The following is a 22,229-nucleotide window of genomic DNA, read 5'->3' as shown; positions in this document are numbered from 1 at the left end:
GCGTCACGGACTGCCTAAACGAAGCGCTTTTTAATGGAATCTGGCGTCTGCGCGTCACCGAGGTTGAGGCAATCATCGATCCGACTGGTGGTACCGGGCCGGTCTATCACCTGCTGGTACAGCCCAGCAACGGCACCAGCACAACCCTCGCGCCGATACCAGCGTGCGGTACAACAACACCTGCAACGTGTTTCTCGGCAATGACGACAGCTTGACGGCGGTCACTCGGACAGATGTCGTTGGGGCTCTTCAGCCTGAGACCCCAGGGCAGTTACCGCAGGGCAACAGCACAACGCTGCAATTCCCGTTTCGGGCCGCGAATGGCCGCACATTGGAGCAACTCCAGGTGGATCTGCCACAGAAGTTCTTGTTTAGAGCATTTGGCAAAAAGAGGACTTCTTTTTGACCGGGTAGAGCAAGCGAACTTGAATGCGCACGGGGGAGAATTGCTCTCGTGCGAAACTGGCGGCTTGAACCGCCACTCCAGCCTCAACGCCACTGCTGCCTGCTCTCGCCCCGACAGAACCTGAGGCCCATCCGCGTTGCTGGAGGAATTGGACGTGCAGCTCACCATACGAAAGGGCGGCAACGTGGAAATTGCCGCCCTGAACGTGCCCCGGGCTTCTTGGGCCTCGAGGTTTTGGCACTGGTTTTAACCTGCCTGGGAAAACGCCATCCTGAACAGGAACTTGGTGACCTCGCCCTTGATGTTGTCGATCATGTCGTTGAACATGTTCGTCGCCTCGAACTTGTATTCCGTGAAGGGGTCGCGCTGGCCGTAACCACGCAGGCCGATGCCCTGCCTGAGTACGTCCATGCCGTGCAGGTGTTCTTTCCAGTGCTGGTCCACCACCTGCAGCAGCACGTAGCGGCTCATGCTGTTCATCATGGTGGGGCTGAGTTCCTCGCGGCGGGCGTCGAAGGCGTCGGCCACGGCGGTCAGCACGTGGGCGTGGACATCCGCTGGGGCCAGGCTACGCAGCGCCTCGAAGTCGTACTCCTCCAGGGCAGGCACGGCGTCGGTGAGGTTGGCCTTCAGCGTTTCGAGGTCCCAGCTCTCGGGAGCCTGGTCAATGGGCGCGTAGTACGCGAGCTGCATCTCGGTGAAGTCGGCCACCATGCCCTCGGTGCTTTCCTCGACATCCTCGTCGGGCCCGAGCAGCACCTCACGGCGCTGGGCGTAGATGGTGTCGCGCTGCTTGCTCATCACGTTGTCGAACTCCAGCAGCTGCTTGCGGATGCCGAAGTTTCGGTCTTCCACCCGCGCCTGCGCGCGCTCGATGGCCCCAGTGACCATCTTGGCCTCAATGGGCTGCGAGTCGTCCATGCCCAGCTTGTCCATCATGCCGACCACGCGGTCATTGGCAAACAGGCGCATCAGCTCGTCCTCGAACGAGACGTAAAAGCGGCTGCTGCCCGGATCTCCCTGACGGCCTGCGCGTCCACGCAGCTGGTTGTCGATGCGGCGCGACTCATGGCGCTCGGTGCCGACAATGTGCAGCCCGCCGAGTTCCTGCACCCGGGCGCGGTCCGCCACCGTTTCGGCCTGGAGCTGCTGTGCCTGACGAATAAAGTCGGGCACCATGCCGGGAATCTGCATCCCAAGCGCCTCAGCTGCCGGGTCCTGCCGGCTGATCGCCTTGATAAACGCCTCGGCCGTGGGCTCGAAGCGGTTGAGGCCGAAATGCTGTTCAATGGCCTCGCCCAGCACGTACTCGGCGTTGCCGCCGAGCATGATGTCGGTGCCGCGCCCGGCCATGTTGGTGGCGATGGTAACGGTGCCCGACCGCCCCGCCTGCGCGATGATGCTCGCCTCCTGCGCCTCGTACTTGGCGTTCAGGACCGAGTGGGGGATGTCCGCGGCCTTCAGCAGTTCGCTGAGCTGCTCGGACGTGTCGATGCTGGCCGTGCCGATCAGGATGGGGCGGCCCGTGACGTGCATCTGTTGAACTTCCTGCACCACAGCGTTGTACTTGCCCAGGCGCGTGCGGTACACCAGATCGTCGGCGTCCTGACGCAAGATGGGCTTGTTGGTGGGGATTACCAGCACGTCGCTGCCGTAGATGTCGAGAAATTCCTTTTCCTCGGTCTTGGCCGTGCCCGTCATCCCGGCGAACTTGGCGTAGAGGCGGAAGAAGTTCTGATACGTGATGGTGGCGAGCGTCTGGTTCTCGTTCTCGATCTTGACGCCCTCTTTGGCCTCAATGGCCTGGTGCAGCCCTTCGCCGTAGCGGCGGCCGGGCATGGAGCGGCCCGTGAACTCGTCGATGATAATGACCTCACCGTCCGCGTTCACGATGTAGTCCTTCTCGCGCTGGTACAGTTCCCGGGCGCGGACCGCCTGGGTGATCATGTGCGCCTTGTCCATGTTCTCGGGGCTGTAGAGGTCCGGGATGGAGAGCAGGCGCTCGATCTTGGAGATGCCCGCCTCGGTCATGTGGACCTGCTTGCCCTTCTCGTCGATGGTGTAGTCGCCGGTGGGCTCCGCACGTTTGCCGGGCTCGGCGGGTTCACCGCGTTGCAGGCGGCGGATCAGCTTGGCGAACACGTAGTACTGGTCCGTTGCCTTCTCGGCGGCCCCCGAGATAATCAGCGGCGTGCGCGCCTCGTCGATCAGGATCGAGTCCACCTCGTCCACGATGGCAAAGTGCAGCGGCGTATCGGCGCGCAGCACGAGCTGTTCGCGGCTCTGCGCCATGTTGTCGCGCAGATAGTCGAAGCCCAGCTCGCTGTTGGTGACGTAGGTGATGTCGCAGGCGTAGGCTTCCTGCTTCTGAAAGGGCTGCAAATCCCGGTTGGCGAGGCCGACGGTGAGGCCCAGCGTACGGTACAGCAGCCCCATCTCCTCCATACCAACGCGGGCGAGGTAATCATTGACGGTCACGAGGTGACAGCCCTTGCCCTCGAGCGCATTGAGGGCCAGCGCGAGCGTTGCCACCAGCGTCTTGCCCTCGCCGGTGCGCATCTCCGCGATGCGGCCCTGGTGGAGCGCCGCGCCGCCGATCAGCTGCACGTCGTAGTGCCGCTTCCCGATGGAACGTCGGCCCGCCTCCCGGATCAGGGCGAAGGCGGGCACGATCACGTCGTCGAGCGTCTCGCCTCCCTCCTGCACGCGCTTGCGAAGGGCCATAAAGGCCTCGGCGAGATTCTCGACGCTTTTCATCTCTTCTTCCAGCGCGTTCACCGGCTGCACCACCGTTTTGATGATGCGCTGGACATCGCGCTGGTTGGTATCGAACACTTTGTTCAGGACACGGAACATGACAGCCGAGTATAGCGCGCCATGAGGAAGCGGGCTGACAGGGTTCAGTGAGACCGGCGTAAGCAACTTGAGCGGAGCGGGCTAAGGGTTGATGGGAGTTGGCCGAAGGCGGTTGCTTTGCGGGAACGCAACGTTTTGCCTCCTGTCCCATGCGGTTCGCGGCCCTCTGCTTTCTCGTGGTGGAGGCTGCGGCACGCCTCATACGGTTTCCGGATCATCCATTACATCCGCTTCGGTGCTTCCACGCCTCTCCGTCACCGCTTTTCCTGCTCGCGCCGCTCGGCCCGTTATTTCATCACGGATGAACCGCAATCCTGATCAGACGTGGTGCGGGGCGGCTGGCGGCCCTACACCTGGGCACCGCTGGGGGCCAACGTCCTTCTGGACCTTGCTGGTCGGGTGGGACGTGGCGGCGCTCCTGCTCCGTCCTCGGCTCGGCCTCCCCCTCGGCGTGGGGTGGCGGGAGCAAGGACGCCAATCGCCCAGGCGGCCTCTCTGGGCTTGCTGGTGGGGGCTGCTTAGGGCTGAGGGTTCGCCAGGGGGGCATACGCCACCGCGCCCTCAGTGAGCGAGCTGGGCAGGCGGCCCGCCTGAATGGCGGCGGCTCCCGCCAGAGCGATCATTGCGCCGTTGTCGGTGTTCAGGCCCTTGCCGGGAAAGACTGCCCGCACCGGGCTGGCCGCAAACGCTTTGCGCAGCGCCCGGTTCGCGGCCACACCGCCGGACACCACCACCGTTTCCCGTCCATACGCTTGCGCGGCCCGCAGCGCAGTTTTAACCAGCACACGCACGGCCGCCCGCTCGAACCCCGCTGCCAGGTCTTCGGGTGTCGCCCCTGCCTTGTGCGCCAGCAGCGCCGCCGTCTTCAGGCCACTAAAGGAAAAATCGAAGCCTTTTTGCCCCTGCAGGGGTTCCTTGAAGGGCACGGCGTCCGGGTTCCCACGTGTCGCCGCCTCACTGATGGCCGGGCCACCGGGGTAGCCCAACCCCGCCAGCCGGGCGATTTTGTCGAAGGCCTCACCCGCCGCGTCGTCGCGCGTGGCCCCGACGAGCACGTATTCGCCCTCGCGCGGCACGTCGAAAAGATGGGTGTGTCCGCCGCTGACCACGAGGGCGAGGTACGGCGCGCGCAACTCCGCCTCGCTTGCCGCCGCGTAGATATGGCCCTCCAGGTGGTGCGCGGCGTAGAAGGGCACGTCCAGCGCCTGCGCAAGGCCTTTGCCGTACATTAGGCCCACCAGCAGCGCTCCCATCAAGCCGGGGCCGGAGGTCGTGGCCACTGCGCCGATGTCTTCCACGCGTAATCCGGCGTCGGCCAGCGCGTCCCCCATCACCGCGTCGATACGCTCCACATGCTCGCGACTCGCCAGTTCGGGCATCACGCCGCCGTACTGCGCGTGAACGGTCTGGGACCACACCCGGTTGGCCCGCACCTGCACCCCGCCGCCCAGAAGCAACTCCACCACGCCCACGCCCGTGTCGTCGCAGGAAGTGTCGATGCCGAGGATGTACCGGGGACGCGGTGCGCTCATCGCGGGGAAGTGTAGCAGGGCCAAGCCCAAGGGCCGAGGCCGGGCAGCACCTTCTCCAGGTGGAGTGGCGGCAATCTCGAGGCGTTCCCCGACCGTGCGTTTGCGTCAAGCCCCCAGCCGCTGAACCGCTCGCCCTGCCGACTTGCGACTGCTCCTGCCGGACACAGGGCTGGCACAAACGGAAGTCTGAACGGTGTGTACCAGGTGCCCCCCCGCGGGTGCACGGGCTGCGCCGCGGTTCTGCACCGGGCCGAAGAGTGCCTACCAGTGCGCCGTGTCCGAATCCGGCTCCTCCGCCAGCAGCCAGAGTGAGCGGCCCTGCCCAGCGGCCTCGCGCTGGGCGTCGATCAGCACGCCCTCCAGCGGAGCGGCGAGGTGGCGGTGACGCGTGCGGAAATGCCCGTAGTCGCACAGCACCAGAGCAAAGCGCGCGGGACAGGCGTCGGAGTCGGTCAGTACGTCATACAGGGCGTCCCAGTTGTGGCCGAAGTTACCCGACAGTGACAGGCCGCGCAAAAAGGCGAGCATCAGGCTTTCCTTGCCGTGCACCTGGGAGAGGTCCACCTCGCGCAAGGCCACCTGATGCCCGGCGGCCAGGATGCGGGCGTCGTGCGGCGCGGTCTGAATGCCCTGAGGCGCCTGCGCAAAAACGTGAATCACGGACGAATTCTCCGGAAGGTGGCGTAATGATCGGCGGTGTAGTAGCACTCGCGGTCCGCAGGGTTGAGCGCTGCGCACACGATCCGCCGCGCGCCCCGGTTCCCCTCGCCGGGCGTTGGCACCGTGTATTCGCGGTACCCGCCCCGGGGCCGCTGCGGCAACACGCCCTCGCGGTTGCCGAAGGTCACGCCGTCCTTGCGGTAGGGAAAGGGACCACCCGCGCGAATGAGCTTCAGTGTGCGCTGGCCCTCAGGCGGCAACCCGCGGACCGCGACGAAGGCGAGACCACTGGCCGGGTCACGGGCGAGTGAGGTGGCCCTCGCCTCCGGACGGATTGGCGTTTCGCGCCCACCCGTCGAGGTGCTGCCCGCCGGTACATCACAGGCGAACAGCACCGCTCCCAGCAGGAGGGTGGGCACACCACGACCGAGGAAAAGGCGAACGTTCACGCCTGGAGTGTAAGGCGCAGGGCCTGACGGACCCTTTAGCCTTCGCCCCGTTCATCCAGCCAGGCCAGCAGGTCCGGCAGCAAGCCCTCCAGCCCCTTGTACGCCGCCTGTTCGGGCATCATCGTTCGCAGGGCCGCGGCCAGGGCGGAGGCGTGGACTGGCTCGGCCACCGCTTCCCGCAGCGGCGTCGTCAGGGGACGGATGGTGAAGAGCGCGCCCCCCGCAGCGGGAAAACCCGTCAGCGTCTGCCGCTCGACGCGCAAGAAGGCGGCGCCGGGATCAAAGCGGGTGGAGGCGGCCCGGTCCCCGTCGGGAGGGGCCGCCGGGTGGTGGTCCAGCCGGTCTGTGACGCTGATGCCCCAGGCAAAGCGCACAAAAGGTCCGCGCGAGATCACCGCGTCCACCAACCGGGGCGCGGTGGCGTTCATCGGGCCGCTTCCGGCAACGGGCCTATGCACGGCCACAAAGTCCCGCCCCAGTTTGTCGCGTGGGTCCCAGTGCTGCGGCGAGAGCACGTGCGTGGCGGCCAGCCAGTCGTGCCCGGTGGCGGGATCACGGGCGATGATCGCCAGGTCTTCCTGAGCGTTAAGCCCCAAGAAGTCGAGGGCGTTCAGCGGCACCACGTTCCGGACGAGAGGAGCGAACGGTCCACCGAAGCGCTTCAGGCCCTCCACACTGCCCCAACGCACGCCGAGCTCGGCGGACCAGCCCAACGCCTCATTGCGCAAGGTCCGCCCGTCCCAGGTCACCACGCCGTCACTCTCGGCGGCGAGGGTCCGGGAGATGAAGTCGAGGGCCGCTTCGCGCAAGTCCGGCGTCAACCCCGCCTCACCCGCGTATTCGTGCGGTGCCCGATGGTGGGCAGCCGCCTTACTCGCTGCGAACCGCCCGTAGTCCCGGTCAAAGGCGAAGGTGTGGTGTTCCGGGGCGGGAACCTCCAGCCAGGGAACCGGTTGTGCCCCCAACCGGTACAACCCGGCTGAGACGGCGTATTTGCCGTCAATGAAGGGGCGGTATCTCGTCGGGGAGCGAGAGAACACGGACGTATTGTCGCAGAGCGTAGCCAGCGGGGCTCTTCAAGCGCTGTCCGCAAAGGAACGCCTCTGCTTGACCGGAGTACAGGGGCGATGGTCCGAACCGTCGAAGTGGTCCCTGCGGACAGAAACCGCCTTACATCCGTAACTCCCGTTACCTACCCCCAGCTCGCCGGAGAAGCGGCTGGCCCGGAACATGGCCGTGACGCAGCCGCTGCACCTCTCCCCTTCCGGCACGAAGGCCCCTGGCCCTGACACCACGGCCGAGCGCGCCAGACCCAGCGGTTTGGGCCCCGTCTCCTGCGTTTCGCGGCGGGCGGCTCCCTCCAGACTCTCGCCGGGCATGAGGTGAGCGCCCGGCAGGGTCCACTGCCCGCTATGCAGGCGGAGCAGCAGCAACCCCCCCCCCTTCCGTGCACCGGGGCGGACCCCACGGCAACGCGCGGGAGGTCCTGACCGGGCAGCGCGCGTTCCTCAGCGCGAAGCACTCAGGTCCTTCTGCCCTCGGCCCTTCGCGCTGTCAGGCCATATTCCCGTTGCTCAGCACACCCGCCGCGATCAGCACCAGGAGAATCACGCCCACGATGACCCGGTAAATCGCAAAGGGCTTGAAGTTGTTGGTGGAGACGAAACGCAGCAGCCAGCCGATGGACAGGTACGCCACCACGAAGCTCACGCCGATACCGAGCAACATGTTCACCGCGCCGATCTCCCCCAACACGTGCCGACTCTTAATCAGGTCCAGCAGCGACGCGCCGCCCAGGGTGATAAAGCCCAGGTAAAAACTCAGCTGCGTGGCGGCAGGCCGGTCCAACCCCAGCATCATGCCACCGAGGATCGAGCTGGCGCTGCGCGAGAAGCCGGGCCACAGCAGCGCGAGGCACTGCACCGCACCGATGCCCAGCGCCTTGACGGGCGTGATCTCCTCGATGCGGTGGACGGTGGGCGTGACCTTGCGGCTTTCCACCAGCCAGATCAGCACGCCGCCCACGATCAGTGCCCAGGCCACCACACTGGGCGTGAACAGGAAGTGCTTGATCTTGGAGCCAAACAGCGCGCCCAGAATCACGGCGGGAATGCAGCCCACCAGTACGCTCGTCCAGAGCTTCCGCTGGGTGGGGTCCCGGCCGATGGTGCCAATTTTCAGGAAGTCTTTCCAGTAGTACACCAGCACCGCCAGGATCGCGCCGCCCTGGATAATCACCTCGAAGGCGTCGCGCATGTCCTTGCTCCACGGATGGGCCTGCATTCCCCGCAGCAGTTCGCCCGCCACGATCAGGTGCCCCGTCGAACTGATTGGCAGGAATTCGGTGATGCCCTCGACGATTCCCAGGATAATGGCGTAAAGCGAATCCATAACTCGCGCGAGCCTAACACTTCGGGAGGGCGCTCAGACTCATTCCAAAGGTGGAGACTGGCGGGGTGACCTTCCACCCGTATATGCAGCGCTGGCACCTCGTCTCCGACGGTCTGCCCATTTACACCCGCAGCAGTGACCTCCTGCCCGTGCGGTATGGGGGCCAGGCGGCCATGCTCGAAATCGCGCGGGGTGAGGAGGAGAAGACGGGCAACGCGGTGATGGCCTGGTGGGATGGTGCGGGCGCAGCGCGGGTCTGGCAGCACGACGCCGAAGCGGTATTGCTGGAGCGGGTGGAGGGCAATTTTTCACTGACCGAGATGGTGAGCGCCGGGCGCGACGACGAGGCGACGCGGATTCTTTGCCGGTTGGCAGGCGCGCTGCACCGGAACGGGACGTGGCCGGGGCCCGAACTGCCTTCCCTGGAGCGCTGGTTCCGGGGGCTGGAGGAGATGGCGCCAGGCGTGGGCGGCGTGCTGGCCCACGCCCTGGAAACGGCCCTGAGCCTTCTGCGGAAACAACAGGATGTTCGCGTCCTGCACGGCGACATTCAGGCAACGTTCTGCACAGCCGCGAGCGGGGCTGGCTTGCCATTGATCCCAAGGGACTGACAGGAGAGCGGGGCTACGACTACGCCAACATCTTCTGCAATCCCGGCCTGGAAGTGGCCGCCACGCCCGGACGCCTCGCCCGGCAGGCGGACGTGGCGTCGCAGGAGGCGGGGCTGGACCGTTCGCACCTGCTGCAATGGATTCTGGCCTACGCAGGCTTATCAGCGGCGTGGCATTTGCAGGCAGGTGAGCGGGAACAGGCGGAGGCGACGCTGGAAGTCGCGCAGATCGCAACGGCAGCGCTCCACCGCTGACGCCCTCCCTCCTGTGCAAGCCCCGCGCAACCCGCCACCGATTGCCCCACCACCTGCTATACTCCACGTTTGGGTGCCCCCGTGACCCCTGCCCGCGCGTGCTGGAACGTCGCACGCGGGCCTGGCCGCAAAAGTGCAGAACCTGGCAACAGGGAGTGGCGCGAGGCTGGCGCGAGGACGGCAAACTTTTTCCCGATCAACGTTCAGGAGTCAACCGTGTCGTACATTTCCATGAAGCAGCTGCTCGAAGCGGGCGTCCACTTCGGCCACGAGACCAAGCGCTGGAACCCCAAGTTCAAGCGGTTCATCTTTGCCGAGCGCAACGGTATTTTCATCATCGACCTGCAAAAGACCCTCAAGCAGATCGACCGTTCCTTCGATTACATCAAGGACCTGTCTGAGCGCGGCGGCGTCATCCTGTTTGTGGGCACCAAGAAGCAAGCTCAGGAAATCGTGGAGCTCGAAGCCCGCCGCACCGGGATGCCCTTCGTGACCAGCCGCTGGCTTGGCGGCATGCTCACCAACTTCCGTACCATGCGCACCCGCATCGACCGGCTCAATGAACTCGACGACTTGTTCGAGTCGGGCCGCATCAACGACCGCCCCAAGGCTGAGCGCATTGCCCTGGGCAGTGAGCGCGAGCGCCTGCTGCGCTTTGTCGGCGGCATCCGCAAGATGACCCGCCTGCCCGACGCGATCTTCGTGGTGGACCCCACCAAGGAAGTCATCGCCGTGCAGGAGGCCAACAAGCTCGGGATTCCCGTGATCGCCCTGGCCGACACCGACTCGGACCCCGATGTCATCGACTACATCGTGCCCGGCAACGACGACGCCATCCGCTCCATCCAGCTGATCGCGCACCGCATCGGTGACCTTGTGGTGGAAGCGCGCGGTGGCGGCGAGGACGTAAGCGGCGAGCGCGTGGAAGGCGGCAACGCGGACATCGCGGCGGCCGAGCAGGGCGGCGAGGGCGACACGGCCCAGCTGACCAGCAGCCAAGGCCGCGCAGGCTAATCCCGCCCACCAGGCATATTTGGGGGCGTCCGGCGCAGAACGGTCCGCCCCCTTTCTTCGGACGACAATTCACCTTACGGAGGTATCAACCATGATGGAATCGATCAAGAAGCTGCGCGAACTGACCGGCGCGGGCATGATGGACGTGAAAAAGGCCCTCAGCGACGCGGGCAACGACGAAGACAAGGCGATTGCCCTCCTGCGCGAACGCGGCATTGTGAAGGCCGCCAAGAAGGCCGACCGTGAAGCCAAGGAAGGCATCGTGCGCTTCGTGGTGGACGGCAACCGTGCCGCCATCGTCGAGGTAAACAGCGAGACCGACTTCGTGGCGCGTAACTCCGACTTCCAGGCCCTGGTGGAGAGCCTCGCCCAGGCCGCGCTGAAGGCCGGAACGAACGACGTGGAGGAGTTCAAGAACTTCACGCTGGACAGCGGCGAGACTGTGGCGACCACCGTCGCGGCCGCGGCGGGCAAGATCGGCGAGAACCTCGTGCTCAACCGCGTGGCCTACGTCGAGGGCGATACGGTGGCGGGCTACGTTCACTCGAACGGCAAGATCGGCGTGCTCGTGGACCTCGCGGGTGGCAACACCGCCAAGGCGAAGGACGTGGCCCTGCACGTGGCTGCCGAGCGTCCCCAGTACCTCAGCCGCGACGAGGTGAATGCCGACGACATCGAGAAGGAGCGCGAGATCCTCACCAACAAGGCGCTGAACGAGGGCAAGCCCCAACAGATCGTCGAAAAGATCGTGGGCGGCCAGATTGGCAAGTTCTACGAGGACAAGGTGCTTCCCGAGCAGAAGTTCGTGAAGGACAACAGCGTCACCGTCAAGCAGTACCTCGGCGACGCCGCGATCAAGCGCTTCGTGCGCTTCGAGATCGGCGCGTAAACGAAAAGGGCGGCCACAGCGCCGCCTTTTTCACGGGCCGCTCGCCTTCTCCCTTCCGCTCAGCGGCGGCCTCAGACGCCCGCTGAGCTTTTTCTTGCCTTCTCTCCCTTTTACGGTGGATTGCGTCTGGTACGGTTTCCGGACAACCCTTTACCTCCGCTCCGCTTCGGTGCTTTCACGCCTCTCCGTCACCGTTTTTCCTGCTCGCTTCGCTCGGGTTGAGCCTGACGGCCCAACCGCAATCCTCATGAGGTGCCCCCATGTTCAAACGCGTCCTGCTCAAACTCTCCGGCGAATTCCTCGCGGGTGAGTCCGGCTTCGGCATCAGCCCCGACACCACCGCCCAACTCGCCCGGCTGATCACCGGGGCCCTGGAAGGCACGGGCGTGGAGCTCGCCGTGGTGATCGGGGGCGGCAACCTGTGGCGCGGCACACGCAACGGCAAGGGCATGGACGCGGCGACGGCAGACTACATCGGGATGCTGGGCACCGTCATGAACGCCATGGCGTTGCAAGACGCGATGGAGTCCGCAGGCCAGCCCACGCGCGTGATGACCGCCATTCAGATGCACGCCGTGGCCGAGCCCTACATCCGCCGCCGCGCAATGCGTCACCTCGAAAAGGGCCGCGTGGTAATTTTCGGCGGGGGCAACGGCGCGCCCTTTTTCACCACCGACACCACCTCCACCCTGCGCGCCCTGGAGATTGGCGCGGACGTGGTGTTGATGGCGAAGAACAAGGTAGACGGTGTGTACGACAGCGATCCCCAGAAGAACCCGGCCGCAAAGCGCTTCGACACCCTGAGCCACATGGACGTGGTGGAACAGCGCCTGGAAGTGATGGACGTCACCGCCATCACGCTCTGCATGGACAAGGGCCTGCCCATCGTCGTGTTCGACATCTTCCAGGAGGGCAACCTGCGCCGCCTCTTCACGGGCGAGCGGGTGGGCACACTGATCCAAAGCGAAGCGGGGGGCACGCCGTAAAGACTCCCTCCACGTTCGGCCCTCTGCAAGTCCCTTCCCCGCTACAATCGGCCCGAACCGCACGTCATCCCCTCCCCCTTCACAAAGGAGACCCCTCTCATGGCAGACATGAAAGCCATCAACGCGGACGCGCGCGAGCGCATGGGCAAGGCCATCGAGGCGCTGGAAAACAACCTCAGCGTGCTGCGTACGGGCCGCGCCAACCCCGGCATTCTCAAGAAGGTGCTGGTGGATTACTACGGCTCCACCATGCCCATCGACCAGGTGGCGAGCATCACCACGCCTGACGCCCGCACGCTGGTGATTACGCCCTGGGACAGGGGCGCGCTGGGCCCCATCGAGCGGGCCATCCGCGACAGCGACCTGGGCCTGAACCCCAACAACAAGGGCGACACCATCTTTATCAGCCTGCCCATGTTGACCGAGGAGCGGCGCAAGGACCTGGTGAAAAACGCCCGCAACTACGCTGAGGACGCCCGCATCGCCGTCCGCAACCTGCGCAAGCAGGCGCTGGACGAGGTCAAGAAGCTCGAAGGCGTGGGTGACGACGAGATCAAGCGCGGTGAGGCCGAGGTGCAGAAAATCACCGATGAGTTCATCAAGCGCGTTGAGGACACCTTCCACAAGAAGGAGCAGGAAATCCTCGGGTGAGTCCGCCCCAAGCCGAACGTGACGTGTGGGTTGTGAGGCGTAGGCACAAACCTATGCCCCGCAGCCCACGTCCCGTCTCCTTCCAGGAGACCGCATGGAATCGCTGAGCAGCCGCGTCACCACCAGCGTGGTGGGCTTTGTCCTGGCGGGAATCATCGTGTACCTCGGGTGGATCACGCTGCTGCCGGCGCTGGTGTTCTTGTCGGTGATGGGGCTGTTCGAGTACATCCGCATGCTGGACCGCAACGACATTGACGTGCGGCGGGTGTCGCTGGCTGTCTTCGCCACCGCGCTGATCGTGGCGAGCCTCCCCATGATCCCGCAGACGCCCTGGCCGGGCGGCTCCTGGCGTGAGGTGGTGCTGACGGTGGCCCTGGGCTACATGCTGGTGCTGGAAGTGATTCGCCCTGGCGAGCGCCCACTGGAGCGCATCGTGTACTCGCTGTTCGGACTGCTGTACGTGCCGTGGCTGCTGGGGTACTTCCTGATGCTGCGCTATACCCCAGATGCGGGAGACGGCCTGCTGTACTTCGCGCTGCCGCTGATGGCGACGTTCGCCGCAGATATCGGCGGGTATTTCGCCGGGCACTTTTTTGGGCGGCGCAAGCTGGCCCCCGAGGTGAGTCCTGGCAAGACGGTGGAGGGCGCAGTGGGGGGGCTGCTCTTCAGTTTCCTGGTGGTGCTGCTGATGACCCAGCTCACGCACATCTGGTCCCCGCTCGAAGCCCTGCTGTATTCCATTCTGGTGGCGAGCGCCTCACAACTCGGCGACCTCTCGGAAAGCCTCCTCAAGCGCGCCTTGAGAACCAAGGACAGCGGCAGCAGTCTGCCGGGGCACGGCGGCTTTCTGGACCGCATCGACAGCCTGCTGTTTGCGGTTCCGGCGACGTACCTGTTCCTGAATATCAGTGTGTTTACGCGGTAAAGGAGACCCGCGTGGGGCCAGAAGGGACGTTTTCCCACACACGTCCTTGCGCCATGCGCCATGCTGCACCTGTGAAGCTCACGGTTTTGGGCAGTACGGGAAGCATCGGCACGCAGGCGCTGGACGTGGCGCGGGAGCGGGGCTGGGAAGTTGGGGCGCTGGCGGCGGGGCGCAATCTGACGCTCCTGGAAACGCAGGTGCGTGAGTTTCGGCCAAAGGTGGTAAGCGTTGCGCCGGACGTGCTTGCTGACGCGCGCGCCCGCCTGGGGGGTGTGCCCGTGATCGCAGACCCCGCAGAACTGGCGGCGCGGGAGACGGACGTGGTGGTCAACGCCATGAGCGGCCTGCCTGGTCTGGCACCCACCCGGGCCGCGCTGGAAGCCGGGCGGGCGGTGGCGCTGGCGACGAAGGAGGCAATGGTCACGGCGGCCCCCCTGATCTGGCAGGCGGCGGTGCGGGGCGGTGGGCGGTTGGTGCCCATCGACTCCGAACACACCGGGGTGTACCAGTGCCTGACGGGCGAACAGTTGGAGGACGTGGCCGAACTGATCCTGACGGCCAGCGGGGGCCCCTTCCGCGAGGGCCCGGCGGACCTGGGCGGCGTGACGCCCGAACAAGCGCTGCGGCATCCTTCCTGGACTATGGGCCAGAAAATTACCATCGACTCGGCCACCCTGATGAACAAGGGGCTGGAGGTGATGGAATGCGCTTCTCTCTACGGCCTACCCCTCTCGAAGGTGGGGGTGGTCATTCACCCACAGAGCGTGGTCCATGCGGCGGTGCGTTTCCGGGATGGCAACCTCAAGGGGCAGTTCGGGCCCACCGACATGCGGCTCGCCATTGCCTACGCCATCGACGCTGCACCTACCGGCATGACGCGCCCCGGCGACGTGCAGGGGGCCCGGCGAGGACCGGAGGTGGCCGGGCACCTCGGCTGGCCGCTGGCTGGAAACTGGGAATTCCGAACGCCGGACCTGAACCGCTTTCCTGCACTGGGCCTCGCCTACCGGGCCGGAGAGGCGGGCGGCCTGCTCCCCGCTGCACTCAACGCTGCCGACGAGGTGGCCGTGCCTGCTTTCCTGGCGCGGCGCATCGGCTTTACGGACATCCCCCGCATCGTGGAGCGGGTGCTGGATGAGACGCCGGGGGGTGAGGTGTCGTGGGAGGCGCTGGAGGAAACGGCCGCCTGGGCTACGGCCCGCGCGCAGGAACTGGCGGGAATGGAGGTGGAAGCGTGAACGTGTTGCAGGGAATTGCGGCCGCGCTGACTCCGGCGGGGTTGCTGTGGACGCTACTCATCATCGGCATCGCCACCTTCCTGCACGAACTCGCGCACTACGCCCTCGCCCGCTGGCAGGGGGTAGCGGTCAAATCTTTCAGCATCGGCATGGGTCCCATCCTCTTTCGGCGGCCCTGGGGCGGAACCGAGTGGCGGCTCTCCCTGCTGCCCATCGGCGGTTACGTCGAGATCGACGGCATGGCTCCTCAGGAAGGCCCGGGGGGGGTATACCGCCAGCCCACCAGGGGCTTCGCGGCGCTGCCCGCCCTCGGCAAGGTGGCGGTCCTGTTCGCCGGACCGCTGATGAACCTGCTGCTGGCCGTGGGCCTGATGACGGCCATGTTCACCTCGCAGGGCGTTCCAGCCCCAGATCGGGCGAGGGTCGAACGGGTGCTGCCGAACTCGCGTGCCCAGGCGCTCGGCTTGCAAAACGGGGACGTGATCGTCGCCCTTGATGGCCGTCCCATTCCCGAGACGTACACGGTGGGCGGCCAGACCCGCGCTGGGTGGGAATCGGTTCGCGACGCGCTGGCGCAGGACGGACGCAAAACCCTCACCCTGGAGCGGGCGGGGCAACGCCGGGACGTGACTTTCGACTGGCAGGCCCGGGTGGGCGGCCAGCAGCAGCGCCTGGGGATCCAGTACGGGCCGGACGTGCGCTCCGCAACCGTGCCCGTGGCCCTCGCCACCTCGCTGCGCACCACGGCCCAGGCCGTGCCGCAGGTGCTGAGGGCGTTCGGCAATCTGTTTACCCGCTTCCTGACGCTCAACCTCTCCCCTGACGAGAATGTATCCGGTCCCATCGGCACGGCGGAGGTGGTGAGCCGCGCCGCAGCGGTCAGCGGCTGGGCCCTGGTGCAGGTGGCGATTTTGCTCAACCTCTCGCTCGCCTTTTTCAACCTGATCCCCATCCCGGGGCTGGACGGCGGACGCATCCTGCTCGTCCTCGTTGGGACACTGCGGGGCCGCCCCCTGACCTTGGCGCAGGAGCAGGCCATCAACGTGGCGGGCTTTGCATTCGTGATGCTGCTGATGGCGTTCGTGGTGGTGCGGGACGTGGGCCGGTTTTTCTAACGCCTTTGGCCCAAAGGCTGACGGCCCAAGGCCAAAGGCTTTACCATGCCCCTGATGTCCACCCTTTCGCCGCAACAGCACCCCAGCGTGGCCGTCGTCATTCCGGCGTTTAATGAGGAAGACACGGTGGGCGAGGTGGTGCGCGTGGCGCGTGAGCTGACGCGCGACGTGGTGGTGGCCAGCGACGGCAGCAGCGACGCCACGGCCCGGGTGGCGCGCGAGGCCGGAGCAAATGTCGTGGAGCTGAGCGAGAATGTAGGCAAGGGGCCGGCCCTGAAGGCGGCGCTGGAGGCCGCGCAGGGCGAGTATGTGGTGATGCTCGACGCGGACCTGCTGGGCCTGACGCGGGGGCATCTGGAATGCCTGCTGAGGCCGGTGATGACCGGCAACCTCGATATGGCGATCGGCGTCTTCGAGGGCGGCAGCTTTGCCAGCGACTGGGGCAACAAGCTGACCCCGCACCTCAGTGGCCAACGGGCCTGCCGCCGCGACTGGCTGCTCGCGGTGCCGCGCCTGGGTTTCGAGCGCTGGCCCGAACCCCCCATCACGGACCATCTGCGCGAGACGGGCGCGCGCTGGGACTATGTGGAGCTGGGGCAGGTGCGGCAGGTGCTCAAGGAGAAGAAACGCGGCTTCTGGCGCGGGGTGCAGTCGCGTACGAAGATGTACGCGGACCTGCTGACCTACCAGCGGCGCAAGAGGAAGCGGGGCTGAGGACGCGGACTACTTGCCCAGGTCCAGCGCCCTCAGATCGACGGGGCTGCCGTTGCCCGGCGCGTACCGCACCACCCCCAGACCTGGAACGAAGTACGTGGTCTGGCTGCTGGTCTGTCCGCCCACCGTCAGATCCGTGCGAATCACCAGGGCGTTGTAGGTGCCTGCAGGAACGCGGACCGCCCCGCTGCCGGTAACGCGGCCCGCGCTCCCGAGGGTGGGATTGCCGCTCTGCCAGCGCTGGCCGGGAGCGAGGGGACCGGGCGGATACACGTTGAGGGGGGTGGAATACCACAGCAGCTTGCCACTCAGGTTCAGGCCCCGCAGCCACACGCTGCCGTCCGCGCGGTACTCCAGCAGGTCCTGGGTAAAGGTCTTGCCGCCGTACTGGTGGTTTACCGGCACCACCCGCACGCCCTTATAGGTCACGGCGGTGCCCACAAGCTGTGTTTCTCCGCTCGTATACGTCCAACTGGTACCGGAGGTGTGTGGGTAATAGTCGGCGGCGTGGGCCTGGGTCAGGGCAGCGGACAGCAGCAGGAAAGCGGCGGCGGGCAGAACGCGGAAGGTCACGCCGCAGTATCCCGCAAAGAAGGCGGTGGCCAGAGGAAACGCGGCTAGGGGAAGCGGCGGTGGGCCGCATGAGGGCCGTGCTACGGTGGGCCGCATGACGGACGCCGCGCCCCCTTCCCCGCCCGCCACCACGCCCGCGCCCCTGTTCGAGCAGGCCGCCATCGCGGGCGTGGGGCTGATCGGGGGCAGCGTGGCCCTGGGCCTGCGCCAGCGCTTCCTGGCCCGCCGGGTGATCGGCTACGACGCGAATGTCGACGTGCTGCACGAGGCGCAGGCCCTGGGTGTCGTGGACGAGGTGCGCGCCACGGCGGGGGAGTGGCTGCGGGAGTGCGACCTCGTGGTGCTCGCTGCGCCCATGCGGGCCCTCGCGCCGCTGGCCCGCGCCCTCGCGCCGTTCCTGTTGCCAAAAGCCCTTGTGACGGACGTGGGCAGCGTCAAGGCTGGAATCGCCGCCGAGATGGAGGCGCTGGGGGTCAGGAACTTCGTGCCCGGCCACCCTATGGCGGGCAGCGAACGCGGCGGTGTGACCCACGCGCGAGCCGCCCTGCTCGAAAATGCCGTCTGGGTCCTGACGCCCACAGATCACACACCGCTCACAGCGCTGAGCCGGGCCCGGAGCCTCGTCGAACACCTGGGGGCTGCGCCCGTGGTCATGCCCCCCGAGGCGCACGACAGCCTCGTGGCGACGGTCAGCCACTTGCCCTATCTCGCCAGCCTGGCCCTGACGCACATGGTGGCGCGGGACGAGCGCCTGAGCCTGCTCGCCGCCGGAGGCTTCCGGGACCTGACCCGCGTGGCGAGCGGGGACCCACGCATGAGCCGCGACATGGTGGTAGAAAACCGGGACGCGCTGCGAGAAGCCCTGGCCCGCTTCCGGCGGCAGCTCGAACGCCTCGAAGAGGACCTCGATCAACCCGACGAACTGCTCGCCGCGGCCCAGGAAGGCAAGCGCACGCGCGACAGCCTGCCCGTGGTCCGGCGCAGCCTGCTGCCCCCCAAGCACGACCTCGTGGTGGCGGTGCCCGACAAGCCCAACCAGATCGGCATGGTGACGCAGGCGCTGGGTGCAGCGGGCGTGAACATCAAAGACATTGAGGTGCTGGCGATCCGCGAGGAGGGCGGGGCCATGCGGCTGGGCCTGGAAACGCCGGAAGACGTGCGGCGCGCCGCCGACATTCTGGCCGCAGCGGGCTTCGAAGTACGGGGGCGACTGTAGCTCCACATCTGCTTGACCCTTCGTCTTCCTCGCGGCACTCCACAGGCATGCAGGGAAAAGGCGGGGACCGGGGCAAGTTGCTGCGCGGCACGCTGGACTTTCTGCTGCTCGCCAGCCTGGAGCACGGGCTGCGAATCATTCGGGACGTGCAGGAACGTACCGCGAGGCACTTTCGCCTTCAAGGCGGGCACACTCTACCCAGCCCTGCACCACCTGGAAAAACAAGGCTGGCTGGGCGCCGAGGTGCAGCCCAGCACCACAGGACTGACGCGTCAGGTGCACCTGACGCCAGTGGTCGCCGAGAATGCCCAAGGATTCCGGTTCATCCGTGATGAAATAACGGGCCAACCCGAGCGGAGCGAGCAGGAAAAACGGTGAGGGCTGGGAGGAGAATTACCGAAGCGGAAGGGAGGGGACGCAACGGATGATCCGGAAACCGTATGACGCCCCTTGGGCCGCAAAAAAAGGAGGCCGCCCCGCTCCCCTGGGCGGCCTCCTTTTTTTGCGGCTTACGCCCGGGCGCGGTAGCGCTCCTGCAATTCCTTCATCAGGTCCACGAAGGCCACGCCCTTGCGCTCCTTGTGCCCTTCGGGCGTCCGCTCACGCACGCTGACCTCGCGCAGTTCCTCTTCCTTATCGCCGACGATCAGCATCACCGGAATCTTGGAGAGTTCTGCCGTGCGGACCTTGGCGTTCATGCGGTTCGTGGAATCATCCACCTCGGCGCGCAGGCCCACCGCCTTGAATTCGTCGGCCAGCGTCTCGGCGTAGGCGTTGTGGCGGTCTGCGATGGGGATGATCACGATCTGCCGGGGCGCGAGCCACAGCGGGAAGTCGCCGCCGTAGTGCTCGATCAGGATGCCCACGAAGCGCTCCAGGCTGCCGAAGGGCGCGCGGTGAATCATGACCGGGCGGTGGTCCTGCCCGTCCTCACCGGTGTAGGAGATGTCGAAGCGCTCAGGCAGGTTGTAGTCCACCTGGATGGTGCCGAGTTGCCACTCGCGGCCCAGCACGTCACGGACCACGAAGTCCAGCTTGGGGCCGTAGAAGGCCGCGTCGCCGGGTTCGATGACGTAGGGCAGTCCGACTTCCTCTACCGCCTCGATAATCTGGCGCTCGGCGGCCTCCCAGTTGGCCTCGTCGCCCACGTACTTGCCCGATTCGGGGTCGCGGGTGCCCACCCGGAAGCGCACGTCGTTCATGCCGAAGGTCCTCAGCACCAGCACCGTGAGGTCCAGCACGTCCAGGAATTCCTTTTTCAGCTGGTCCGGGCGGCAGAAGAGGTGGGCGTCGTCCTGCGTGAAGCCGCGCACGCGCGTCAGGCCGTTGAGTTCGCCCGACTGCTCGTAGCGGTACACCGTGCCAAACTCGGCCAGGCGCACGGGCAGGTCGCGGTAGCTGCGCGGCTTGCTCGCGTAGATGCGGACATGGTGCGGACAGTTCATGGGCTTGAGCATGTACTCCTCGTCGTCCACGGTGATGGGCGAGAAGTTGGAGTCGGAGTAGTTCTGGTAGTGCCCCGAGGTCTTGTACAGGTCCAAGTTGCCGATGTTGGGCGTTACCACGCCCTGGTAGCCGCGCTGAAACTGCTGCTCGCGTAGAAAGCGCATCAGCTCCTCGCGCAAGACGGTGCCGTTGGGCAGCCACAGGGGCAGGCCCTTGCCCACCAGCGGGTCAATCGTGAAGAGCTCAAGTTCCTTGCCCAGCTTGCGGTGGTCGCGGCGCTTGGCTTCTTCGAGGCGGTGCAGATACTCGTCGAGTTCCTTCTGCGTGGCGAAGGCGACGCCGTAGATGCGCTGGAGGATGGGATTTTTCTCGTTGCCGCGCCAGTACGCGCCGCTCGTGGACATCAGCTTGAAGGCCGTGGGCAGCCTACCGGTGTTCGGAAAGTGAGGTCCCCGGCACAGGTCCACGTAGTCGCCCTGCTGGTAAAACGTGATGGGCTCGTCGTCGGGCAGGTCGCGGATCAGTTCGGCCTTGTAGGGATCGTGGGGGAACTGGGCGAGGGCCTCTTCCTTGCTCACCTCGCGGCGGGAGAAGTCGAGGTTGCGGCCGATGACGCCGCGCATCAGGCGCTCAATCTCGGGCAGGTCCTCCTCGCGCAGGGGCTCGGGCAGGTCAAAGTCCTGGTACCAGCCGTTTTCGATTGAGGGTCCTACGCCGCGCTTGACCGCCTCGGGACCGTAGCCCTTGGCCTTGTAGAACTCGCCCACCGCCTGGCTCATCACGTGACCGAGCGAATGGCGGAAAACCGGGGCCGCGTCCGCGGGGTTCTTCTTCGTAACGAGCGTGATGGCCGCGCCGTCGGGCAGCGGGCTCATCAGGTCCACGAGTTCGCCGTTCGCCGTGGCGGCCAGCGCGTCCTGCGCGAGGCGAGGACCGATGGCCCGGGCAGCGTCAAGGGCTGTGGCGTTGTGGGGAAGATCGAGTTGTTTACCGTCGGGAAGCGTGACGTGCATGGTGAGACTCCTTGTGGGGGCCCGCCCCGGCAGGGGGACGGAGGCAGGCAAAAGAAAACCCGGTCTGGCCGCGAGATTCCAGCAAAACGCCTGAGAGCCGCGTAAGGGACGTCTCAGGCGCTGGGAGTTCGCGTGACCAGACCGGGCAGAAGAGGCATTCGTTGCCGCACGCCACCAGCCCGTCCCCTGCGGGGCATCACCAGACCGGAGTGATGGGCGGCGCGCTTCATGGGGGCAGGATAGCGGGAGGAGGCAGGCAGGGGCAACAGGTGAAGGGCCCACGCCGCACGCCAACGCAGCTTGCTGGCCTGGCGTCCACTGCTGACGCCCCGTGGTGGAGGTCATGCAGAAAAGGTGGTGGTATCCACCGTCTTCGTAGCGGGTGCACGCGCGGTTGTGGCGCTCGACCCAGGCAAGCTGGGCGCTTCTGCAGGGTCTGGGCGGACTTCTGCAGCCTCACCGACAGTCTCCTGTCCGCGTCCGCCTGCTCGGAGACCTTCGTTCAGTACAGGCCGCCGAAACCACTCTCCGGCCCGTCGCAGCTGTTCTGCGCCCCCACGCGTCTGAACAGCGCGGAGGTGAAGCCGACGAGCAGGAGGACCCCTGGGCCGGACCGGAGGGGTTTCCGCACGGCCCCGGCGTACACCAGTTCGCTCCGCTTCCACGGAAGGGATGCGGCACGCAGGTGTTCTCCTCCCCGAAGCGGATCATCAAAAAGCGGTAGTCCCCCTGCCCAGCGTCCGCCGATTTGTCGTCCATGCGCTTCCAGATGGATGCGGTGTCGTGGCCATCCGCACACCAAAAGACGTAGCGCGGGGGACGGAGGCCGTCCCAGTCCTCCACGGCGCGCATCAGGGTGCGGGCGACGCCCTGGGCGCGCCCTCCGGGAAGGGGCTAGAAATCGTGCAGTTTGGCCGCCCGGTAAGCGTTGCCTGAACGGAGGCGAGGGCTGGAATTCCGGAGGGCCGCGGAGCCGGCAGGCACCCCGTTCGGGTTGACGTCCGCCAGCAGGGCGTCGTCCTCGCGCGCACAACACGGGGGAAAACGCTCCGCCAGCGCCCCCTGCGCCGTTCACACGCTCCATGTCGAGGAGAGTGGCGGCCGAGAAAGTCAGCAGGCGGGGCAGGGTGGCACGGAGGCGACGGGGCGGGCAGCAGCCAAGTGGAGGGAAATCACGGCCGCGCCGCAGGAACGCTCCGGCGTCGCCGACTTCTGCCGCCTCCTGGAGGTGCGGCCCCACCTGCTTCGCAACCGGCCGCTCCGTGCCCCGAGGTCTACACCCTGTCCAAA

The 22,229-nt window shown here is 66.4% G+C and carries 20 protein-coding genes and 1 pseudogene; 11 read left to right on the top strand and 10 right to left on the bottom strand.

The features are described 5' to 3' along the window. Window positions 1-652: 652 nt before the first annotated feature. From secA to B9A95_RS19440, 7 genes are all read right to left on the bottom strand, one after another. Complete coding sequence (secA, locus tag B9A95_RS19470; RefSeq protein ID WP_084048797.1) at window positions 653-3,262, bottom strand: preprotein translocase subunit SecA; 2,610 nt, start codon at window positions 3,260-3,262, stop codon at window positions 653-655. A 518-nt stretch (window positions 3,263-3,780) separates the two neighbouring features. Beyond that, a complete protein-coding gene (tsaD, locus tag B9A95_RS19465; RefSeq protein WP_084050847.1) occupies window positions 3,781-4,794 on the bottom strand; it encodes a tRNA (adenosine(37)-N6)-threonylcarbamoyltransferase complex transferase subunit TsaD in 1,014 nt (337 codons plus the stop codon). Between the two features lie 261 nt (window positions 4,795-5,055). Further along, entirely contained in the window at window positions 5,056-5,454 is a 399-nt protein-coding gene (locus B9A95_RS19460; RefSeq protein ID WP_084048796.1) for a barstar family protein, read from the bottom strand. Then, the gene (locus B9A95_RS19455) at window positions 5,451-5,903 is read right to left on the bottom strand and encodes a guanyl-specific ribonuclease (protein ID WP_245808389.1); all 453 of its coding nucleotides are present in this window, start codon (window positions 5,901-5,903) and stop codon (window positions 5,451-5,453) included. Before B9A95_RS19455 ends, B9A95_RS19460 begins: the two co-directional genes overlap by 4 nt. 35 nt (window positions 5,904-5,938) lie before the next feature. Further along, window positions 5,939-6,943 carry a heme-dependent oxidative N-demethylase subunit alpha family protein gene (locus B9A95_RS19450; RefSeq protein ID WP_084048794.1) on the bottom strand — a complete coding sequence of 335 codons (1,005 nt, stop codon included), beginning with the start codon at window positions 6,941-6,943 and terminating at the stop codon, window positions 5,939-5,941. Window positions 6,944-6,979: 36 nt separating this feature from the next. Next, the gene (locus tag B9A95_RS19445) at window positions 6,980-7,336 is read right to left on the bottom strand and encodes an NUDIX domain-containing protein (protein ID WP_084048793.1); all 357 of its coding nucleotides are present in this window, start codon (window positions 7,334-7,336) and stop codon (window positions 6,980-6,982) included. A gap of 121 nt (window positions 7,337-7,457) precedes the next feature. Beyond that, window positions 7,458-8,294, bottom strand: a complete 837-nt coding sequence (locus B9A95_RS19440; RefSeq protein ID WP_084048792.1) for an undecaprenyl-diphosphate phosphatase — start codon at window positions 8,292-8,294, stop codon at window positions 7,458-7,460. 83 nt (window positions 8,295-8,377) lie between these two features. On the opposite strand from B9A95_RS19440, the pseudogene B9A95_RS37250 reads away from it, so the two are divergent. The 9 genes and pseudogenes from B9A95_RS37250 (at window position 8,378) to B9A95_RS19395 (ending at window position 16,691) form a co-directional block, all read left to right on the top strand. Then, window positions 8,378-9,159: pseudogene (locus B9A95_RS37250) on the top strand (aminoglycoside phosphotransferase family protein). A 216-nt stretch (window positions 9,160-9,375) separates the two neighbouring features. After that, window positions 9,376-10,173: a 30S ribosomal protein S2 gene (gene rpsB / locus B9A95_RS19430; protein WP_084048791.1), complete on the top strand. Its 798-nt coding sequence runs from the start codon at window positions 9,376-9,378 to the stop codon at window positions 10,171-10,173. A gap of 91 nt (window positions 10,174-10,264) precedes the next feature. Further along, complete coding sequence (gene tsf / locus B9A95_RS19425) at window positions 10,265-11,062, top strand: translation elongation factor Ts (RefSeq protein ID WP_084048790.1); 798 nt, start codon at window positions 10,265-10,267, stop codon at window positions 11,060-11,062. 260 nt (window positions 11,063-11,322) lie between these two features. Continuing rightward, window positions 11,323-12,048 (top strand): UMP kinase, encoded by a 726-nt coding sequence (gene pyrH, locus B9A95_RS19420; protein WP_084048789.1) that lies wholly within the window; start codon window positions 11,323-11,325, stop codon window positions 12,046-12,048. A 99-nt stretch (window positions 12,049-12,147) separates the two neighbouring features. Next, window positions 12,148-12,699, top strand: coding sequence for a ribosome recycling factor (gene frr / locus B9A95_RS19415; RefSeq protein ID WP_084048788.1), 552 nt, complete (start codon window positions 12,148-12,150; stop codon window positions 12,697-12,699). Window positions 12,700-12,793: 94 nt separating this feature from the next. Then, on the top strand, window positions 12,794-13,624 hold the full coding sequence (locus tag B9A95_RS19410; RefSeq protein ID WP_084048787.1) for a phosphatidate cytidylyltransferase: 831 nt from the start codon (window positions 12,794-12,796) through the stop codon (window positions 13,622-13,624). A gap of 71 nt (window positions 13,625-13,695) precedes the next feature. Further along, complete coding sequence (dxr, locus tag B9A95_RS19405) at window positions 13,696-14,862, top strand: 1-deoxy-D-xylulose-5-phosphate reductoisomerase (protein WP_084050846.1); 1,167 nt, start codon at window positions 13,696-13,698, stop codon at window positions 14,860-14,862. Then, window positions 14,859-15,977, top strand: a complete 1,119-nt coding sequence (locus tag B9A95_RS19400) for a M50 family metallopeptidase (protein ID WP_084048786.1) — start codon at window positions 14,859-14,861, stop codon at window positions 15,975-15,977. The genes dxr and B9A95_RS19400 overlap by 4 nt, the downstream gene beginning before the upstream one ends. Window positions 15,978-16,031: 54 nt before the next feature. Further along, the gene (locus tag B9A95_RS19395; RefSeq protein ID WP_084050845.1) at window positions 16,032-16,691 is read left to right on the top strand and encodes a glycosyltransferase family 2 protein; all 660 of its coding nucleotides are present in this window, start codon (window positions 16,032-16,034) and stop codon (window positions 16,689-16,691) included. 9 nt (window positions 16,692-16,700) lie between these two features. On the opposite strand, the gene B9A95_RS19390 is transcribed toward B9A95_RS19395, so the two are convergent. Then, complete coding sequence (locus tag B9A95_RS19390; protein ID WP_245808387.1) at window positions 16,701-17,264, bottom strand: hypothetical protein; 564 nt, start codon at window positions 17,262-17,264, stop codon at window positions 16,701-16,703. Window positions 17,265-17,358: 94 nt separating this feature from the next. Between B9A95_RS19390 and B9A95_RS19385 the strand changes: the two genes are divergently transcribed. Together B9A95_RS19385 and B9A95_RS37245 are read left to right on the top strand one after the other, a co-directional pair. Next, window positions 17,359-18,480, top strand: coding sequence for a prephenate dehydrogenase (locus tag B9A95_RS19385; RefSeq protein WP_084048785.1), 1,122 nt, complete (start codon window positions 17,359-17,361; stop codon window positions 18,478-18,480). A gap of 12 nt (window positions 18,481-18,492) precedes the next feature. Further along, complete coding sequence (locus B9A95_RS37245) at window positions 18,493-18,858, top strand: helix-turn-helix transcriptional regulator (RefSeq protein WP_425429962.1); 366 nt, start codon at window positions 18,493-18,495, stop codon at window positions 18,856-18,858. 131 nt (window positions 18,859-18,989) lie between these two features. Here the strand turns inward: B9A95_RS37245 and thrS are convergent, their stop codons facing one another. Both thrS and B9A95_RS36365 read right to left on the bottom strand, forming a co-directional pair. Further along, window positions 18,990-20,939, bottom strand: coding sequence for a threonine--tRNA ligase (gene thrS, locus B9A95_RS19375; protein WP_084048784.1), 1,950 nt, complete (start codon window positions 20,937-20,939; stop codon window positions 18,990-18,992). 502 nt (window positions 20,940-21,441) lie between these two features. Next, window positions 21,442-21,570, bottom strand: a complete 129-nt coding sequence (locus B9A95_RS36365; RefSeq protein WP_281255882.1) for a hypothetical protein — start codon at window positions 21,568-21,570, stop codon at window positions 21,442-21,444. Window positions 21,571-22,229 lie beyond the last annotated feature (659 nt).

This window comes from Deinococcus hopiensis KR-140, from assembly GCF_900176165.1.
GTDB classification, from domain to species: Bacteria; Deinococcota; Deinococci; order Deinococcales; family Deinococcaceae; genus Deinococcus; species Deinococcus hopiensis.
Note: the sequence above shows the minus strand (reverse complement) of the source record. Positions and strands in the feature narration are given on the sequence as shown.

Bases quoted from the DNA above. Each gene is read 5' to 3' on its own strand.
- secA (WP_084048797.1), bottom strand. From the start codon at position 3,262: ATGTTCCGTGTCCTGAACAAAGTGTTCGATACCAACCAGCGCGATGTC.
- B9A95_RS19385 (WP_084048785.1), top strand. From the start codon at position 17,359: ATGACGGACGCCGCGCCCCCTTCCCCGCCCGCCACCACGCCCGCGCCC.
- tsaD (WP_084050847.1), bottom strand. From the start codon at position 4,794: ATGAGCGCACCGCGTCCCCGGTACATCCTCGGCATCGACACTTCCTGC.
- thrS (WP_084048784.1), bottom strand. From the start codon at position 20,939: ATGCACGTCACGCTTCCCGACGGTAAACAACTCGATCTTCCCCACAAC.
- B9A95_RS19410 (WP_084048787.1), top strand. From the start codon at position 12,794: ATGGAATCGCTGAGCAGCCGCGTCACCACCAGCGTGGTGGGCTTTGTC.
- B9A95_RS19440 (WP_084048792.1), bottom strand. From the start codon at position 8,294: ATGGATTCGCTTTACGCCATTATCCTGGGAATCGTCGAGGGCATCACC.
- pyrH (WP_084048789.1), top strand. From the start codon at position 11,323: ATGTTCAAACGCGTCCTGCTCAAACTCTCCGGCGAATTCCTCGCGGGT.
- frr (WP_084048788.1), top strand. From the start codon at position 12,148: ATGGCAGACATGAAAGCCATCAACGCGGACGCGCGCGAGCGCATGGGC.
- B9A95_RS19395 (WP_084050845.1), top strand. From the start codon at position 16,032: ATGTCCACCCTTTCGCCGCAACAGCACCCCAGCGTGGCCGTCGTCATT.
- tsf (WP_084048790.1), top strand. From the start codon at position 10,265: ATGATGGAATCGATCAAGAAGCTGCGCGAACTGACCGGCGCGGGCATG.